Source organism: Lelliottia sp. JS-SCA-14 (genome assembly GCF_035593345.1).
Classification (GTDB): Bacteria; Pseudomonadota; Gammaproteobacteria; order Enterobacterales; family Enterobacteriaceae; genus Enterobacter; species Enterobacter wanjuensis.
Window position 1 is genome coordinate 1,721,721 of record NZ_CP141606.1, and the last position, 16,719, is coordinate 1,738,439.

The 16,719-nt window shown below is 54.7% G+C and carries 16 protein-coding genes; 14 read left to right on the forward strand and 2 right to left on the reverse strand.

Annotated features, from left to right (window positions below):
* The first annotated feature begins 25 nt into the window (after positions 1-25).
* From U9O48_RS08050 to ihfB, 7 genes are all read left to right on the forward strand, one after another.
* Entirely contained in the window at positions 26-718 is a 693-nt protein-coding gene (locus U9O48_RS08050) for a DUF421 domain-containing protein (protein ID WP_285149144.1), read from the forward strand.
* 162 nt (positions 719-880) lie between these two features.
* Positions 881-1,969, forward strand: a complete 1,089-nt coding sequence (gene serC, locus U9O48_RS08055; protein ID WP_285149145.1) for a 3-phosphoserine/phosphohydroxythreonine transaminase — start codon at positions 881-883, stop codon at positions 1,967-1,969.
* Positions 1,970-2,040: 71 nt separating this feature from the next.
* A complete protein-coding gene (gene aroA / locus U9O48_RS08060; protein ID WP_285149146.1) occupies positions 2,041-3,324 on the forward strand; it encodes a 3-phosphoshikimate 1-carboxyvinyltransferase in 1,284 nt (427 codons plus the stop codon).
* A 153-nt stretch (positions 3,325-3,477) separates the two neighbouring features.
* Complete coding sequence (locus tag U9O48_RS08065; RefSeq protein ID WP_285149147.1) at positions 3,478-4,245, forward strand: M48 family metallopeptidase; 768 nt, start codon at positions 3,478-3,480, stop codon at positions 4,243-4,245.
* Between the two features lie 169 nt (positions 4,246-4,414).
* Positions 4,415-5,098: a (d)CMP kinase gene (cmk, locus tag U9O48_RS08070; protein WP_282492372.1), complete on the forward strand. Its 684-nt coding sequence runs from the start codon at positions 4,415-4,417 to the stop codon at positions 5,096-5,098.
* A gap of 109 nt (positions 5,099-5,207) precedes the next feature.
* Positions 5,208-6,881 carry a 30S ribosomal protein S1 gene (gene rpsA, locus U9O48_RS08075; RefSeq protein WP_100776997.1) on the forward strand — a complete coding sequence of 558 codons (1,674 nt, stop codon included), beginning with the start codon at positions 5,208-5,210 and terminating at the stop codon, positions 6,879-6,881.
* Positions 6,882-7,118: 237 nt separating this feature from the next.
* Positions 7,119-7,406 (forward strand): integration host factor subunit beta, encoded by a 288-nt coding sequence (gene ihfB / locus U9O48_RS08080; RefSeq protein ID WP_012016828.1) that lies wholly within the window; start codon positions 7,119-7,121, stop codon positions 7,404-7,406.
* 56 nt (positions 7,407-7,462) lie between these two features.
* Here ihfB and U9O48_RS08085 read toward each other — a convergent pair whose 3' ends face one another.
* On the reverse strand, positions 7,463-7,621 hold the full coding sequence (locus U9O48_RS08085) for a hypothetical protein (RefSeq protein ID WP_324724031.1): 159 nt from the start codon (positions 7,619-7,621) through the stop codon (positions 7,463-7,465).
* Between U9O48_RS08085 and U9O48_RS08090 the strand changes: the two genes are divergently transcribed.
* The 7 genes from U9O48_RS08090 (at position 7,620) to U9O48_RS08120 (ending at position 15,924) form a co-directional block, all read left to right on the forward strand.
* Positions 7,620-9,884, forward strand: coding sequence for a ComEC family protein (locus U9O48_RS08090; protein ID WP_324724032.1), 2,265 nt, complete (start codon positions 7,620-7,622; stop codon positions 9,882-9,884). The genes U9O48_RS08085 and U9O48_RS08090 overlap by 2 nt on opposite strands.
* A 36-nt stretch (positions 9,885-9,920) precedes the next feature.
* Positions 9,921-11,669, forward strand: coding sequence for a lipid A ABC transporter ATP-binding protein/permease MsbA (msbA, locus tag U9O48_RS08095; RefSeq protein WP_282492375.1), 1,749 nt, complete (start codon positions 9,921-9,923; stop codon positions 11,667-11,669).
* The gene (lpxK, locus tag U9O48_RS08100) at positions 11,666-12,643 is read left to right on the forward strand and encodes a tetraacyldisaccharide 4'-kinase (RefSeq protein ID WP_324724035.1); all 978 of its coding nucleotides are present in this window, start codon (positions 11,666-11,668) and stop codon (positions 12,641-12,643) included. Before msbA ends, lpxK begins: the two co-directional genes overlap by 4 nt.
* Before the next feature lie 43 nt (positions 12,644-12,686).
* The gene (locus tag U9O48_RS08105) at positions 12,687-13,916 is read left to right on the forward strand and encodes a winged helix-turn-helix domain-containing protein (RefSeq protein WP_324724037.1); all 1,230 of its coding nucleotides are present in this window, start codon (positions 12,687-12,689) and stop codon (positions 13,914-13,916) included.
* Positions 13,917-13,961: 45 nt separating this feature from the next.
* Positions 13,962-14,144, forward strand: a complete 183-nt coding sequence (gene ycaR, locus U9O48_RS08110) for a protein YcaR (protein WP_282492378.1) — start codon at positions 13,962-13,964, stop codon at positions 14,142-14,144.
* Positions 14,141-14,887, forward strand: a complete 747-nt coding sequence (gene kdsB / locus U9O48_RS08115) for a 3-deoxy-manno-octulosonate cytidylyltransferase (protein ID WP_282492379.1) — start codon at positions 14,141-14,143, stop codon at positions 14,885-14,887. The genes ycaR and kdsB overlap by 4 nt, the downstream gene beginning before the upstream one ends.
* A gap of 143 nt (positions 14,888-15,030) precedes the next feature.
* On the forward strand, positions 15,031-15,924 hold the full coding sequence (locus U9O48_RS08120; RefSeq protein WP_100776991.1) for a YcbJ family phosphotransferase: 894 nt from the start codon (positions 15,031-15,033) through the stop codon (positions 15,922-15,924).
* Here the strand turns inward: U9O48_RS08120 and elyC are convergent.
* Positions 15,901-16,680 carry an envelope biogenesis factor ElyC gene (gene elyC, locus U9O48_RS08125; RefSeq protein ID WP_285145421.1) on the reverse strand — a complete coding sequence of 260 codons (780 nt, stop codon included), beginning with the start codon at positions 16,678-16,680 and terminating at the stop codon, positions 15,901-15,903. The two genes, U9O48_RS08120 and elyC, sit on opposite strands and share 24 nt — an antisense overlap.
* Between the last annotated feature and the right edge of the window lie 39 nt (positions 16,681-16,719).

A 16,719-nucleotide genomic window follows, 5' to 3' on the forward strand; every position in this document is an offset into this window, starting at 1 on the left:
TAACTTACTGTTAAGGCAAATAAAAATGAAAGCGTTCGATCTTCACCGGATGGCGTTCGACAAAGTGCCGCTGGAGTTTTTAGGCGAAGTGGCGTTGCGCAGTCTCTATACCTTTATCTTGGTCTTTCTGTTTCTCAAAATCACCGGACGGCGCGGCGTGCGGCAGATGTCGCTGTTCGAGGTGCTGATCATCCTCACCCTCGGTTCTGCGGCGGGTGACGTGGCCTTTTACGACGATGTGCCGATGATTCCGGTGCTGATTGTGTTTGTCACCCTGGGTTTGCTCTATCGCCTGGTGATGTGGCTGATGTCGAAAAGTGAAAAAATCGAGGATCTGCTGGAAGGGAAACCAGTGGTGATTGTCGAAGAGGGCCAATTGGCCTGGGAGAAAGTTCGCAGCGCGAATATGACGGAATTTGAGTTTTTCATGGAGCTGCGCTTAAACAGCGTGGAACAGCTGGGGCAGGTGCGGCTGGCGATCATGGAAACCAACGGGCAGATCAGTGTCTATTACTACGACGATGCGGACGTCAAGCCAGGCCTCTGTATTTTGCCGGATGAATACGTTGAACGATTTACCACCGTTCCCGAAGCAGGGGAGTATGCCTGTCGACGCTGCAGCCATGTGCTTACGATGCAGCCGGGTGATCACCAACTCTGCCCTCGCTGTGCAAATCCAGTATGGACGAAGGTGAGTCGGGCGAAACGCGTCACCTGACAGCCAATTTGTCGGTTTTGTGACAACGTGCTGGCAGATTGTTTTGTGTGACCGGGGGCACATTTTCCTGGGTCTTGGTTTTAGACATTGCGGCGCGTGTCACTGAATGATAAAACCGATATCCACAGTAATAACTTATGAATTTAAGCGTGGTGAGGGTAAATGGCTCAGGTCTTTAATTTCAGTTCAGGTCCGGCAATGCTACCGGCGGATGTGCTTAAACAAGCTCAGCAGGAGCTTTGCGACTGGCAGGGTCTTGGTACATCGGTGATGGAAATCAGCCACCGTGGAAAAGAGTTTATCCAGGTTGCTGAAGAGGCAGAAAAGGATTTTCGCGATCTGCTGAATATCCCCTCGAACTACAAAGTATTGTTCTGCCACGGCGGCGGGCGCGGTCAGTTTGCGGGTATTCCACTGAACCTGCTGGGTGATAAAACGACAGCGGATTACGTCGATGCCGGTTACTGGGCCGCCAGCGCGGTGAAAGAAGCCAAAAAATACTGCACCCCGAATGTTATCGACGCGAAAATTACCGTCGATGGTCTGCGTGGTGTCACCCCGATGAGTGAATGGCAGCTGTCAGACAATGCGGCGTACCTTCACTACTGCCCGAACGAAACCATCGACGGGATCGCCATTCACGAAGAGCCGAATTTTGGCGACAACGTCATCGTGACCGCTGATTTATCTTCCACCATTCTCTCTGGCCCGCTGGATGTCAGCCGCTACGGCGTGATTTACGCTGGCGCGCAGAAAAACATCGGCCCGGCCGGGCTGACGCTGGTCATTGTTCGTGAAGACCTGTTAGGTAAAGCGCATCAGGCCTGTCCGTCGATTCTCGACTACACCGTCCTGAACGATAACGACTCCATGTTCAACACCCCGCCGACCTTTGCCTGGTATCTTTCTGGCCTGGTCTTTAAATGGCTGAAGAAAAATGGCGGCGTGGCGCAGATGGACAAGATTAATCAGCAGAAAGCGACTCTGCTGTACAGCGTAATTGACGGCAGTGATTTCTACCGCAATGACGTGGCCAAAGCGAACCGTTCCCGCATGAACGTGCCGTTCCAGCTTGCCGACAGCCAACTCGACAAAGTGTTCCTCGAAGAGTCCTTCGCTGCAGGTCTGCACGCGCTGAAAGGCCACCGCGTGGTGGGCGGCATGCGTGCTTCCATCTACAACGCGATGCCGCTCGAAGGTGTTAAAGCGCTGACTGATTTTATGGTCGACTTCGAACGTCGCCACGGTTAATCGCGCGAGTTTTTCACCCCCGAAGCCCGACTTCGGGGTTTTTATTATGTTGATTTGAGAGTTAAGTTTTCATGGAATCCCTGACGTTACAACCGATCGCGCGGGTAGATGGCACCATCAATCTGCCTGGTTCAAAAAGTGTCTCGAACCGCGCCCTGCTGCTGGCTGCTCTGGCAAACGGCACCACCGTCCTCACCAATCTGCTGGACAGTGATGACGTTCGCCACATGCTGAATGCGCTGAAAGCGTTAGGTGTTCACTACACACTGTCAGCCGATCGTACGCGTTGTGAAGTGACAGGCAACGGCGGAGCGCTGCAAACGACCGAAGAACTTGAGCTGTTTCTCGGTAACGCAGGTACGGCGATGCGTCCGCTGGCGGCCGCGCTGTGTCTGGGTAGCAACAATATTGTGCTGACCGGCGAGCCACGCATGAAGGAGCGCCCGATTGGCCATCTGGTGGATGCCCTGCGTCAGGGCGGCGCGCACATTGATTATCTGGAGCAGGAAAATTATCCGCCACTGCGCCTGCGCGGTGGATTTACGGGCGGTGAAGTGGCTGTGGATGGTAGCGTGTCCAGCCAGTTCCTGACGGCGCTGCTGATGACGGCTCCACTGGCCCCGCAGGATACGGTGATTACCATCAAAGGCGAGCTGGTTTCTAAGCCTTACATCGATATCACCCTGCATCTGATGAAGACCTTTGGCGTTGAAGTTGAAAACCAGGCGTATCAGCGCTTTGTGGTGCGCGGTGGGCAGGAGTACCAGTCGCCGGGCAACTACCTGGTGGAAGGCGATGCGTCATCTGCGTCCTATTTCCTCGCGGCGGGCGCGATTAAGGGCGGCACCGTTAAAGTCACCGGTATCGGTCGTAACAGCGTTCAGGGCGATATTCGCTTTGCCGACGTGCTGGAAAAAATGGGTGCCGAAATCACCTGGGGTGATGACTTTATCGCTTGCACGCGCGGTGAGCTGAACGCGATCGATATGGACATGAACCATATCCCTGATGCGGCGATGACTATTGCCACGGCAGCGCTGTTTGCCAACGGCACCACTACGCTGCGCAATATCTACAACTGGCGTGTGAAAGAGACCGATCGCCTGTTCGCGATGGCGACGGAGCTGCGTAAAGTGGGTGCCGAAGTGGAAGAGGGCGAAGACTATATTCGCGTGACACCGCCGGCCAACCTGCAGGTCGCTGAAATTGGTACTTACAACGATCACCGCATGGCGATGTGTTTCTCGCTGGTGGCGTTGTCTGATACACCGGTCACTATTCTTGATCCGAAATGCACCGCGAAAACCTTCCCGGATTATTTCGAGCAGCTGGCGCGCATCAGTACGCTTGCCTGAGTACACATGCCCGATATGAAAAAGCCGACCATGAGTCGGCTTTTTTTTGGTCCCGTTTCAAACTTTTTTAAGGATCCACAGGAGTGCTATCTTCGCGTGAACTTTGTGGGATAACCCATAATTTTTCAATATGTTAATCAACGGAAGATAGATATGAATAATCGTAAACTGCTTTTATCGCTGGCGATTGCTGCCACGCTGCTTTCTGGCTGTAAAAACATGGGCGGCGTCGATGCAAATGGGCTCGCCAGCGCCGGGATGTCCGCCTATCAGGCCGCTACCCTCACGGATGCTGATGCAAAAGCAATCGCCAACGGCGGCTGTAAGGAGCTGGACAGCCAAAATGATATTGCTGGCGCTTCAAGCAAATACACTAAGCGTATCAATAAAATAGCTAAGGCGTTGGGCAATAATATTAACGGCACACCCGTCAACTATAAGGTGTATTTGACCAGCGATATCAATGCCTGGGCGATGGCAAATGGTTGCGTCCGTGTATACAGCAGCCTGATGGATATGATGACAGACAACGAAATTGAAGGTGTGCTGGGTCATGAGCTAGGGCATGTGGCGTTAGGTCATTCCCGTAAAGCGATGCAGACAGCTTATGCCACCGTAGCGGCTCGCGATGCCGTCTCTGCAACCAGCGGGGTGGCGGCTCAGCTTACGCAATCGCAGTTAGGTGATATTGCCGAAGGGGCAATAAACTCTGCGTTTTCGCGTAGTCAGGAATCAGAAGCCGATGATTTCTCTTATGATCTGCTCAAAAAACGCAAAATCAGTACTGCGGGCTTAGCCAGTAGCTTCGACAAACTGGCTGCGCTCGACGGCGCTCATGCCAAATCCCTGTTTGATTCACATCCGCCTTCGGCTGAACGTGCCCAGCATATCCGCGATCGTATTGCGGCAGACAAGAAGTAACGCTTTGACTTACGGGTTGGTTTCACACCAGCCCGTACTTTAATGTCTATTTCTTCTACACTCACCTTCAAACATTCCGTTATTTACACGCAACATTAACGGTTGCTGGCAATGGCGCGTATAATGCGCGGCGTTTATGTAACTGACGCCTCTAATGAAGGAGAGAACGATGACAGCAATTGCCCCGGTAATTACCATTGATGGGCCAAGCGGTGCAGGTAAAGGCACCTTGTGCAAAGCGATGGCGGAAGCATTGCAATGGCATCTTTTAGACTCAGGAGCAATCTATCGCGTTCTGGCGTTAGCGGCACTGCATCATCATGTGGATGTGGCTTCTGAAGAAGCACTAGTCCCGCTGGCAGCACATCTTGACGTCCGCTTCGTCTCGACGAATGGCAATCTTGAGGTCATCCTTGAAGGGGAAGACGTCAGCGGTGAGATCCGCACCCAGGAAGTGGCGAATGCTGCATCACAGGTGGCTGCGTTCCCGCGCGTTCGCGAGGCGCTGCTGCGTCGTCAGCGTGCGTTCCGAGAAGCGCCTGGTCTGATAGCGGACGGTCGTGACATGGGAACCGTGGTATTTCCTGATGCGCCTGTGAAGATTTTCCTTGACGCTTCTTCGGAAGAGCGCGCGCAACGTCGTATGCTTCAGTTGCAGGAAAATGGCTTTAGTGTTAACTTTGAACGCCTTTTATCCGAGATAAAAGAGCGCGATGACCGCGATCGGAATCGTGCTGTAGCGCCACTTGTTCCGGCAGACGATGCTTTAGTGCTCGATTCTACCCGTTTAACTATTGAGCAAGTGATTGAAAAAGCGTTACAATACGCGCGCCAGAAATTGGCACTCGCTTAATCGCGACAGATTTGTAGTACCCCCGCTGCAATGGATTGACGGCGGGTATGTGAAACAACCCCATCCGGCATGGAGCCAGGTGGACGTTATATTAACCTGAAGATTAAACATGACTGAATCTTTTGCTCAACTATTTGAAGAATCCTTAAAAACAATCGAAACCCGTCCGGGTTCCATCGTTCGTGGTGTTGTTGTTGCTATCGACAAAGATATCGTACTGGTTGACGCCGGTCTGAAATCTGAGTCTGCCATTCCGGCAGAGCAGTTCAAAAACGCCCAGGGCGAGCTGGAAATCCAGGTAGGTGACGAAGTTGACGTTGCACTGGATGCAGTAGAAGACGGCTTCGGTGAAACTCTGCTGTCCCGTGAAAAAGCTAAACGTCACGAAGCTTGGATCACGCTGGAAAAAGCTTACGAAGAAGCTGAAACTGTAGTCGGTGTTATCAACGGCAAAGTTAAAGGTGGCTTCACTGTTGAGCTGAACGGTATTCGCGCGTTCCTGCCAGGTTCTCTGGTAGACGTTCGTCCGGTTCGCGACACTCTGCACCTCGAAGGCAAAGAGCTTGAGTTCAAAGTTATCAAGCTTGACCAGAAGCGTAACAACGTTGTTGTTTCCCGTCGTGCCGTTATCGAATCCGAGAACAGCGCAGAGCGCGATCAGCTGCTGGAAAACCTGCAGGAAGGCATGGAAGTTAAAGGTATCGTTAAGAACCTCACTGACTACGGTGCATTCGTTGATCTGGGTGGCGTTGATGGCCTGCTGCACATCACCGACATGGCGTGGAAACGCGTTAAACACCCAAGCGAAATCGTGAACGTTGGCGACGAAATCACTGTTAAAGTGCTGAAGTTCGACCGCGAGCGTACTCGTGTATCTCTGGGCCTGAAACAGCTGGGCGAAGATCCATGGGTCGCTATCGCTAAACGTTACCCAGAAGGTACTAAACTGACTGGTCGCGTTACCAACCTGACCGACTACGGCTGCTTCGTTGAAATCGAAGAAGGCGTTGAAGGCCTGGTGCACGTTTCCGAAATGGACTGGACCAACAAAAACATCCACCCATCCAAAGTTGTTAACGTTGGTGATGTAGTGGAAGTGATGGTTCTGGATATCGACGAAGAACGTCGTCGTATCTCCCTGGGCCTGAAGCAGTGCAAAAACAACCCATGGCAGCAGTTCGCGGAAACCCACAACAAGGGCGACCGTGTTGAAGGTAAAATCAAGTCTATCACTGACTTCGGTATCTTCATCGGCCTAGACGGCGGCATCGACGGCCTGGTTCACCTGTCTGACATCTCCTGGAACGTTGCAGGCGAAGAAGCAGTACGTGAATACAAAAAAGGCGACGAAATCGCTGCAGTTGTTCTGCAGGTTGACGCAGAACGTGAGCGTATCTCTCTGGGCGTTAAACAGCTCGCAGAAGATCCGTTCAACAACTGGGTTGCACTGAACAAGAAAGGCGCAATCGTAAACGGTAAAGTGACTGCAGTTGACGCGAAAGGCGCAACCGTAGAACTGGCTGACGGCGTTGAAGGTTACCTGCGCGCTTCTGAAGCTTCACGTGACCGCGTTGAAGATGCAACTCTGGTTCTGAGCGTTGGCGATGACGTTGAAGCTAAATTCACCGGCGTTGACCGTAAGAACCGTGCAATCAGCCTGTCTGTTCGTGCTAAAGACGAAGCTGATGAGAAAGATGCCATCGCAACTGTTAACAAACAGGAAGATGCAGGTTTCTCCAACAACGCAATGGCTGAAGCTTTCAAAGCAGCTAAAGGCGAGTAATTCAAGAGCTCTAAGTCATTTGAGCGGTAACAAGGCAACGAGCCTGAGAACCCCAGGAGCCTACTTAAGTAAGTGACTGGGGTGTGCAGGCGAAGTTAACGTAGTGACCGCTCGAAGGATAACGAGCAGACTTGACAGATTGCAGGATTCGTTCTGTAATCAATAACAAAGGGCGGCTACGGCCGCCCTTGTTTAATAAGCTGTTCAGCTAATTGGTTTGAAGGAACCGGAGGAATCATGACCAAGTCAGAATTGATTGAAAGACTTGCCAGTCAACAATCGCACATCCCCGCAAAAGCAGTGGAAGATGCAGTGAAAGAGATGCTAGAGCATATGGCCTCGACTCTTGCACAAGGCGAGCGCATTGAAATCCGCGGTTTCGGTAGTTTCTCTCTGCATTATCGTGCTCCACGAACCGGGCGTAACCCGAAGACTGGCGATAAAGTCGACCTGGAAGGCAAATACGTTCCGCACTTTAAGCCGGGTAAAGAACTGCGCGATCGCGCCAATATTTACGGGAACTGAGTTTAGCCTGCGGGCGAAACTGGGTTATCTAAAGAAAGCACCTTCGGGTGCTTTTTTTATTGGCGACAACCCAAACTGGAAGCCTCCACGCATTTCATATTTATCATTGCTGCAAACGGGAATAATCCCTTCGGCAAGGACTGTAATTTCACTTTTTCCTCCCTGACGCCCTGATATTCCTGATGCACACTGCCCCGAAACAGGGAGGTGTTCATGGGTGTTCCTGCAATCAGTGCTTGTCTCATCATGGCGATAATACCGTTGCTGTGGCTGCCTTCGCTGCCCGGTCTGCCAGTCATCTGGGTATGTATTGCCGTTGGCATTCTGCTGGCTGCACAGCGTCTGATCTATCTGCGCTATACCGGCTTATGGCTGCTGTTTTTTGCCTGGGGTGTGTTAGCGGCGCAGGAAGCCGTCTGGCCGATGCAGCATCTAACGGATGGGTCACAGCAGGCTGAAGTGGTGATTACCGCCACTGATGGGGCCACCACGCATCAGGGACAGATTGAGCGCCTGAACGGCAAGCCCTGGCGTTCAACGACCGGTGTAATGCTATACGGCAATTACTTACCGCAGCCCGCGTGTGCGGGACAGCGGTGGGCAATGACACTGCGCCTTCGCGCCGTTCACGGTGAGCTCAACGACGGCGGATACGACTCGCAGCGTAGCGCGCTAGCTTCACATCAGCCTTTAACCGGCAGATTCACTCACGCAGAAGTGCTGGAGGCAAACTGCAGTTTGCGGGCACGATATCTCAACTCCCTCACCGTAGAGCTGAAACCTTATCAGTGGGGCGCCGTTATTCTCGGGTTGGGGATGGGCGAGCGACTGGCGGTCACGCAAGAGGTCAAAAAGCTAATGCGTGAGACCGGCACATTGCACCTGATGGCGATCTCAGGTTTGCATATTGCTCTTGCGGCATCCCTCGTCTGGCTTATCGTGCGTGGACTCCAGTTTTTACTTCCGTGTCAGTGGATAGACTGGCGCACGCCGTTGCTGGCAGGCGTTTGCTTCGCGGCGTTTTATGCATGGCTCACCGGGATGCAACCGCCAGCATTGCGAACGGTCGTCTCGATCGCGGTGCTGGCTACGCTGCGCCTGAGCGGAAGGCAGTGGTCGCCGTGGCAGGTCTGGCTGTGCTGTGTGGCGGCAATTCTGTTTATCGATCCGCTGGCCGTGCTTTCGCAAAGTCTGGCTCTGTCAGCGTTCGCCGTCGCCGCGCTGATTTTCTGGTATCAGTGGCTGCCATTCCCTCAGTGGCCGGTACCCCGGTGGATAAAACAGCTGCTGGCATTGCTGCATCTGCAACTGGGTATGCTGTTTTTGCTCTTACCGCTCCAGGTCAGTATTTTTCACGGGATGAGCATTTCCTCTCTGGTCGCCAATCTCTTTGCCGTGCCACTGGTTACCTTTATCTCCGTGCCGCTGATTTTGGCCGGAATGCTATTGCATCTGAGCGGACTCGGTTTGCTGGAAGCAAAGATCTGGTTTCTGGCCGACAAATCGCTGGATGTGCTCTTTCGACTGTTAAAGGCATTACCGGATGGCTGGATCGATATTGATGAGCGCTGGCTGGCGGCGGCCTCTCTTCCCTGGCTTGCCATTATGGTCTGGCGTGTACATGCCTGGAGATCGGCCCCGGCCGTGTGCATCGCGGGAAGTGTATTGCTGACATTTCCTTTGTGGCGCTCGCACAAAACAGAAGGCTGGACGGTTCATATGCTGGATATCGGACAGGGCCTGGCGATGGTCGTTGAACGTCAGGGGAAGGCGATTTTATACGATACCGGGTTAGCCTGGCCGGGTGGCGACAGTGGGCAGCAGCAGATCATCCCCTGGCTGCGCTGGCATCATCTGACGCCGGAAGGGGTGATTATTAGTCACGAGCACATGGACCATATCGGCGGATTGAACTCGTTGCTTAATGCCTGGCCTGCGATGTGGATAAGGAGTCCGCTGGGTTGGGCCGGGCATCAGCCCTGTTTTCGTGGCGAGCACTGGCAGTGGCAGGGCCTGACCTTTACGGTCCACTGGCCGCCAAAGGAATATCAGGCGCAGGGAAATAACCATTCGTGCGTGGTGAAAATTGACGATGGCGAGCACAGCGTGTTGCTCACCGGGGATATCGAAGCGACAGCCGAGCAGTTGATGTTAAGCCATCGCTGGCAGTGGCTAAGGTCTACACTTATCCAGGTGCCGCATCATGGGAGTAATACCTCGTCTTCACTGCCGCTTGTCCAGCGCGTGGAAGGGAAGGTCGCTTTAGCCTCTGCGGCGCGCTACAACGCATGGCATTTTCCGTCAGTAAAAGTCGTCAGGCGCTATAAAAAGGAGGGCTATTCTTGGTTCGATACACCGCAATCCGGGCAAATCTCAGTCAGTTTTTCGCCACGAGGCTGGCAAATCCTCCGCTTACGAGATCAAATTTTACCTCGTTGGTATCATCAGTGGTTTGGCGCGCCCGTAGATAACGGGTAGAATATGCGGCTATTTCAACAAATGCTGGTTTTATGAATGCATAACGACAAAGATCTCTCCACGTGGCAGACCTTCCGCCGACTCTGGCCGATGATTGCACCCTTCAAAACAGGTCTGATCGTGGCGGGTGTCGCGTTAATCCTCAACGCAGCAAGCGATACCTTTATGCTGTCGCTCCTCAAACCGTTACTGGATGACGGTTTTGGTAAAACGGATCGCTCAGTGTTGCTATGGATGCCTCTGGTGGTTATCGGACTGATGATCTTACGTGGCATCACCAGCTATATCTCCAGCTACTGCATTTCCTGGGTATCGGGAAAAGTGGTGATGACCATGCGTCGCCGCCTGTTCAGCCATATGATGGGCATGCCGGTCTCCTTCTTTGACAAGCAGTCCACCGGGACCTTGCTGTCGCGCATCACCTATGATTCTGAGCAAGTCGCGTCGTCCTCTTCCAGCGCCCTGATTACCGTGGTGCGTGAAGGTGCGTCGATCATCGGCCTGTTCATCATGATGTTCTATTACAGCTGGCAGCTGTCGATCATTCTGATTGTGCTGGCACCGATTGTGTCGATCGCTATCCGCGTGGTCTCTAAGCGTTTCCGTAACATCAGCAAAAACATGCAGAACACGATGGGGCAGGTGACCACCAGTGCCGAGCAAATGCTGAAAGGCCATAAAGAAGTGTTGATCTTTGGCGGCCAGGACGTCGAAACAAAACGCTTCGATAAAGTCAGCAATAAAATGCGTCTGCAGGGGATGAAAATGGTTTCGGCCTCGTCCATCTCTGACCCAATCATTCAACTGATTGCCTCTCTGGCGCTGGCATTTGTTCTCTATGCTGCGAGCTTCCCGAGCGTCATGGAGACCTTAACCGCCGGTACCATTACCGTGGTCTTCTCCTCGATGATTGCGCTGATGCGCCCGCTGAAATCCCTGACCAACGTCAACGCCCAGTTCCAGCGCGGTATGGCGGCCTGTCAGACGCTGTTCAGCATTCTGGATACGGAGCAGGAAAAAGACGAAGGCAAACGCGTGATTGAACGCGCCAACGGCGACGTTGAATTCCGTAACGTCACCTTCACCTATCCTGGTCGTGAAACACCCGCCCTGCGCAATATCAGCCTGAACATTCCGGCCGGTAAAACCGTGGCGCTGGTGGGCCGTTCGGGTTCCGGTAAATCGACTATCGCCAGCCTGATGACCCGTTTTTACGACATCGACGAAGGCGAAATCCTGCTCGACGGCCACGATCTGCGGGAATACACCCTGCAGTCGCTGCGTAATCAGGTGGCGCTGGTGTCTCAAAACGTTCACCTGTTCAACGATACGGTTGCCAACAACATCGCTTACGCCCGTACGGAAGAGTACAGCCGCGAAGCGATCGAGAATGCGGCGCGTATGGCCTATGCGATGGACTTTATCAATAAGATGGACAACGGTCTGGATACGGTCATTGGCGAGAACGGCGTGCTGCTTTCCGGCGGTCAGCGCCAGCGTATCGCTATTGCCCGTGCGCTGCTGCGCGACAGCCCGATTCTGATTCTGGATGAAGCCACTTCGGCGCTGGATACTGAGTCAGAACGCGCGATTCAGTCGGCGCTGGACGAACTGCAGAAAAACCGTACCTCACTGGTGATTGCGCACCGTCTGTCGACTATCGAGCAGGCGGACGAAATCGTGGTTGTGGAAGACGGCATCATTGTTGAACGTGGAAGCCATGCGGATCTTATCGAGCACCGTGGCGTTTACGCTCAGCTTCATAAAATGCAGTTTGGCGCATGATTGCACGCATCTGGTCCGGGGAATCTCCTCTCTGGCTGCTGCTGTTGCCGCTCTCCTGGCTGTATGGCCTGGTGAGCGGCATCATTCGTTTGAGCTATCGCCTGGGGCTTAAAAAATCCTGGCGAGCGCCGGTACCCGTTGTAGTCGTCGGAAACCTCACCGCCGGAGGCAACGGGAAAACCCCCGTGGTGATCTGGCTGGTAGAACAGCTGAAAAAAAGGGGCGTTCGTGTCGGCGTGGTGTCGCGCGGTTACGGCGGAAAAGCCGAGCGCTATCCACTGCTGCTGACATCTGCCACCACTACAGCGCAAGCCGGGGATGAACCCGTACTCATCTTCCAGCGCACCGGCGCACCGGTCGCCGTTTCTCCCAACCGCAGCGAAGCTGTTCAGGCGCTGCTGGCAGAACATCCTCTACAAATCATTATCACCGACGACGGCTTACAGCATTACGCCCTGGCGCGTGACAAAGAGATCGTGGTGATTGATGGCGTGCGCCGTTTCGGCAACGGCTGGTGGTTACCTGCCGGGCCGATGCGCGAGCGTGCCTCCCGTCTGGGTTCCGTCGATGCGGTGATCGTGAATGGCGGCGAAGCGCGGTCCGGCGAAATCCCGATGACCTTAAAGCCAGGTCTGGCGGTGAATTTACTCACGGGCGAACATCGAGAAATCACGCAACTGCCTTCTCTGGTTGCCATGGCCGGTATTGGTCATCCTCCGCGCTTTTTTGCCACTTTAGAAAGCAATGGCGCAACGCTTGAAAACCGAATCCCGCTCGCCGACCACCAGGCGCTGAGTCTGGAGAGCGTTGAGCCTCTGGCCGCTCCTCACCAGAATTTGATCATGACCGAAAAAGATGCGGTCAAATGCCGGGCCTTTGCCAAAGCCAACTGGTGGTATCTGCCCGTTAACGCAGAGCTGAGCGGCGACAAACCCGAACACTTGCTCCAGGAACTGATGGCGCTGGTGCGCTAAGTCGAATGCGGTTCTGGTAGCGCGAAGACTGACAGGAAAACGCATGTCTCTACCGCAACTTTCGCTAAGTGCCGCACGCCATTTACACCTCGCCGCACAGGGGCTGTTGAAAAAGCCCCGCCGTCGCCCACAGCCCGCCGATATTCTCTTTGCCATCCAGCGCATGTCGCTGCTGCAAATCGACACCATTAATATCGTCGCCCGCAGCCCCTATCTGGTGCTGTTCAGTCGTCTCGGGAATTATCCCGCGCAGTGGCTGGATGACGCCCTGAGTCAGGGCGAACTCATGGAATACTGGGCGCACGAAGCCTGTTTCCTGCCGCGCAGCGATTTCAGTCTGGTGCGCCATCGCATGCTTGCGCCTGAGAAAATGGGCTGGAAGTACCGGCAAGAGTGGATGCAGGAAAATGCCGATGAGATTGACCAGCTGATCGCCCATATTCAAGACAACGGCCCGGTGCGCTCCGCCGATTTTGAACATCCGCGCAAAGGCACCAGCGGTTGGTGGGAGTGGAAACCGCATAAGCGTCATCTGGAAGGGCTGTTCACCTCCGGGAAAGTGATGGTGGTGGAGCGGCGCAATTTCCAGCGCGTCTACGATCTGACTCACCGGGTGATGCCGCACTGGGACGACGAGCGCGATCTGCTCGATCAGGCCACGGCTGAAAATATGATGCTGGAAAACAGCGCCCGCAGCCTGGGAATTTTCCGCGGCCAGTGGCTGGCGGATTACTATCGTCTGCGTCAGCCTGCGCTGAAACCGCTGCTCGAAAGCTGGCTGAACAATCAGCGCGTGTTGCGCGTGGAAGTCGAGCGGCTTGGCGAAATGTGGCTCCATGCGGATCTCTTCCCGCTGTTACCTCAGGCTGAGGACGATAAGCTGACCGCGTCACACAGCGCGGTCTTATCTCCCTTCGATCCCGTCGTCTGGGACCGCAAACGCGCCGAGCAGCTGTTTGATTTCACCTATCGTCTGGAATGCTACACCCCCGCGCCAAAGCGTCAGTTTGGCTATTTTGTCCTGCCTCTGCTGCATAAAGGCCGTCTGGTCGGGCGAATGGACGCGAAAATGCATCGCAAAACCGGCGTTCTCGAAATCATTTCGCTTTATCTGGAAGAGGGTGTGAAGGTCAGCGCAACGCTGGAGAAAGGTCTCACTTCCGCGCTCAACGATTTTGCCCTCTGGCAGCAGGCTCGTCAGATCACCCTGGCACGACTGCCGGACGGGTTGTTTGCGGGCTGTCGGAGTGGCTGGGAAATAGACATAGCCTGAAAAAGGAATGTGGTAAGCTTTAGCGATAACCTATACGGAGGAACTATGGATCACCGTTTACTTGAAATCATTGCCTGCCCGGTGTGCAACGGCAAACTGTATTACAGCCAGGATAAGCAAGAGCTGATTTGCAAAATCGACAACCTGGCATTCCCGTTTCGTGACGGCATCCCCGTCCTGCTGGAAACCGAAGCCCGTACGCTGGCGGCAGAAGAGAGCAGACCATGAGTTTTGTTGTCATCATCCCGGCACGTTTCGCCTCAACCCGTTTACCGGGCAAACCTCTGGTCGATATCAACGGTAAACCGATGATTGTTCACGTGCTCGACCGGGCGCGCGAATCCGGTGCCGAGCGCGTCATCGTCGCCACCGATCATGAAGACGTGGCGCGTGCGGTGGAAGCGGCGGGCGGCGAAGTGTGCATGACCCGCGCGGATCACCAGTCCGGTACTGAACGTCTGGCGGAAGTGGTTGAGAAATGCGGTTTTAGCGATGACACGGTGATCGTTAACGTGCAGGGCGATGAGCCGATGATCCCGGCGGTCATTATCCGTCAGGTTGCGGAAAACCTCGCGCAGCGCAAAGTGGGAATGGCAACGCTGGCGGTGCCGATTCATCACGCGGAAGAGGCGTTTAATCCGAACGCCGTAAAAGTGGTGATGGACGCGGAAGGTTACGCGCTCTATTTCTCCCGTGCGACCATCCCCTGGGATCGCGACCGTTTTGCCCAGTCTAAAGAGGCCATCGGCGATACGTTCCTGCGCCATTTGGGCATTTACGGCTACCGCGCTGGCTTTATCCGCCGCTACGTGACCTGGGCACCAAGCCCGCTGGAGCAGATCGAAATGCTCGAGCAGCTGCGTGTGCTGTGGTATGGCGAAAAGATCCATGTGGCTGTGGCCGAGGAAGTACCGGGAACCGGAGTGGATACCCCGGAAGATCTCGAACGCGTGCGCGCAGAACTGAAATAATCTCCATCATCCCCTCGTTCGGGGGGATGTTTTACCGCCACGTTTTATCTCATTTTTCTGGCTTCAAATTGATCTCATGAGGGTGACATCCGTCGGCTACGCGCTCATTATGAAAGCAGTAGTTTTGATGGGGGTAATCTCATATGGAACAATTGCGTGCTGAGCTGAGCCACCTGCTGGGCGAAAAACTCAGTCGGGTGGAGTGCGTGAGCGAGAAGGCGGACACTTCCCTGTGGTCGCTGTATGACAGTAACGGCAATCCCATGCCGTTAATGGCGAGAAGCTTTACCTCCCCGGGCGTCGCCAGGCAGCTGGCGTGGAAAATGTCGATGCTGGCGCGTAGCGGGACAGTGCGGATGCCGACGGTGTACGGCGTCATGACCCACGAAGAGCATCCCGGCCCGGATGTGCTGCTGATTGAGCGGCTGCGCGGTGTCCCGGTCGAAGCTCCCGCCAGAACGCCGGATCGCTGGGAACAGCTCAAAGATCAGATCGTCGAAGGGTTGTTGTCATGGCATCGCCAGGACAGCCGTGGGCTGGTAGGCCCGGTAGACAGCACCCAGGAAAACCTCTGGCCGCTCTGGTATCGCCAGCGGGTGGAAGTGCTCTGGGGAACCCTCAATCAGTTCAACAATACCGGGCTGAGCATGCAGGATAAGCGTATTTTATTCCGCACCCGCGAATGCCTGCCGACGATGTTCGAGGGTTTTAACGACAACTGTGTGTTAGTTCACGGCAATTTTACCCTGCGCAGCATGCTAAAAGATGCCCGTAGCGATCAGCTTCTGGCGATGGTCGGGCCGGGCATTATGCTGTGGGCACCGCGCGAATATGAACTCTTCCGCTTAGGCGAAAGCGCGCTGGCTGAGAGTTTGATGTGGCACTATCTGCAGCGAGCGCCAGTATCGGAATCCTTCCTCTGGCGTCGCTGGCTGTATCTCTTGTGGGATGAAGTCGCGCAGCTGGTGAATACCGGGCGTTTTAACCGCGCGAACTTTGATATGGCGACGAAATCACTCCTGCCCTGGCTCGCCTGACGAGCCTTTCAGCCACTGCCAGAGTCGCCCGAGGGATTCATACCCGACGCGATCGCTGTGCATCAGCCAGGTCGGAGACGGAATGATGCGCTCCCACGGGTTGAGCGGGGCGTCGATCGCCAGCTGATTCGCCGGGGCCGGGAGCGGGTGCAATCCGGCATGTTCAAAGAAAATCATCGCCCGCGGCAGATGCGAGGCGGAGGTTACCAGCAGGAAAGGCGCATCACCGATCGCCTGTTTCACGGCGGCGGCTTCTTCTTCCGTATCTTTCGGGCTGTCGAGGGTAATAATCGCCGAGCGCGGCACGCCAAGGGATTCCGCCACGCGCGCCCCGGCTTCTGCGGTACTGATCGGGTTGGTTTGAGCGGCGGCACCCGTGAAGATCATTTTCGATCCCGGATTGGCCAGCCACAGGCGAATCCCTTCGTTGAGCCGCGGCAAGCTGTTATTGATCAGGTTCGAACTGGGCGCCCATTTCTCGTCCCAGGTGTACCCGCCACCCAGCACCACGATGTACTCCACTTTCTGATTTCCCTGCCACGTCGGGTACTTATCTTCGATAGGGCGCAATAGCCCATCCGCCACCGGTTGCAGACTTAACAGCAGCAACGCCAGCCAACCCGTCGTAATGACGATTTTACCGCTTCGTTGAAAACGGGTGAACCAGACTAACAGCAGCCCGAGCGCAATGAACATCAGCAGGAGAGGGAGGGGAAGCATCATCCCTCCAATGTATTTCTTTAGGGTAAAAAGCATCCTTTTTGGTTCCTTTTTTAACCATACAGCAGGTGATTA